The sequence below is a fragment of the Pseudomonas sp. RA_105y_Pfl2_P56 genome, from assembly GCF_963970845.1.
Classification (GTDB): Bacteria; Pseudomonadota; Gammaproteobacteria; order Pseudomonadales; family Pseudomonadaceae; genus Aquipseudomonas; species Aquipseudomonas baetica_A.
The window spans coordinates 1-1,330 of sequence record NZ_CAXAPL010000099.1; the positions used below are offsets into that span (position 1 = coordinate 1).

General features: G+C 55.1%; 1 protein-coding gene. It reads right to left on the minus strand.

Annotated elements, in window-relative coordinates; all coding sequences use genetic code 11:
- The coding region (locus AACY11_RS28210) for an IS1182 family transposase (RefSeq protein ID WP_339496319.1) at nt 1–1,257 on the minus strand (1,257 nt) is incomplete at its 3' end.
- Nucleotides 1,258–1,330: the final 73 nt, after the last annotated feature.

Sequence of the window (1,330 nt, forward strand, 5' to 3'; positions counted from 1 at the left end):
CCGTTTTCGGATCCGCATCATTTCCGGCGCGTTGCTCAGCCTGTTCTGCATTTCCTCCAGTACGGCTTCATGCTCCCAGCGTCGAACCCGCCGTTCCGTGCTCGGTGTGCACTGCGGTTTCATTGCGCAGCCCCGGCATTTCGAACTCCAGTAACGGTGCAACGTCAGGCCTTTTTCAACGTTGGTATAGCGCCAGATCAGCGTCTCTCCAGCCGGACAAATGTATTCGTTCTTTGCCGCGTCATAGATGAAGGCATCGTTATTGAAACGCCCGTCTGCCTTGGCTCCAGAGGTCATCGGCTTGGGCACATAGGCGGTGATACCTGCATCGTGACAAGCCAGGATTTGTTCGCTTTTGAAGTAACCTCGGTCAGCCACTACCGACAACGTATCTGACGCCATCGCCTCGCGGGCCTGCTTGGCCATTGAGCTGAGTTGATCCCGGTCGGAACCGACGTTGGTCACCTCATGTGCAACGATCAAATGGTGCTGAGTATCGACCGCTGTCTGCACGTTGTAGCCGACGATTCCTGTGCCGCGCGTCATCATGGAACGGGCGTCTGGATCGGTCAGTGAGACCTGCTTATCCGGCGATTCATTGAGCTGGATTTCGATCGCTTGAAGCTCCTTCATTTGAGTTTTTAGCTTGGCGATTTTCTCTTCCAGCCTCCCGGCACTGGGCTCGGAAGCTGTGGGTTCTTGCCGATCGGCAGCATCGAGTGCCGCTAGGTAACGGTTGATACTCGATTCAATTTCTTCCATGCGCCGCTTCAGTTTGGCGCTGGTGAAATTGCGGTCGCGGTTGTTGGCTGCTTTGAATTTACTGCCATCAATGGCGACCAGATGTTCTCCGAACAGTCCCAATTGCTGACATAGCATAACGAACTGGCGACAGACGCCTCTGATGGCCTTGCTGTTGTCTTTTCGGAAGTTGGCGATGGTCTTGAAGTCCGGCATCAAACGCCCGGTCAACCACATCAGTTCGACGTTGCGCTGGGCTTCTCGCTCCAAACGTCGGCTCGACTGGATGCGGTTGAGATAGCCGTAGATGTAGATCTTCAGCAGGATCGCGGGATGGTAAGCGGGCCGGCCTGTATCGGCGGGAATGGCACCTTCAAAACCCAGATTGACCAGGTCGAGTTCGTCGACGAAGACGTCGACTACGCGCACCGGATTGGTATCGCTGACGTAGTCGTCGAGGCTCTCGGGAAGTAAGGTACCTTGGCCTCGATGTTCACCTTGGATAAAGCGCTTCATGGGCGATCCCTGCGATGAAATCCTCAGAAATCATAGCAAGAGTTCGCGAAGGCGTTTTTACACACTCTGGGCC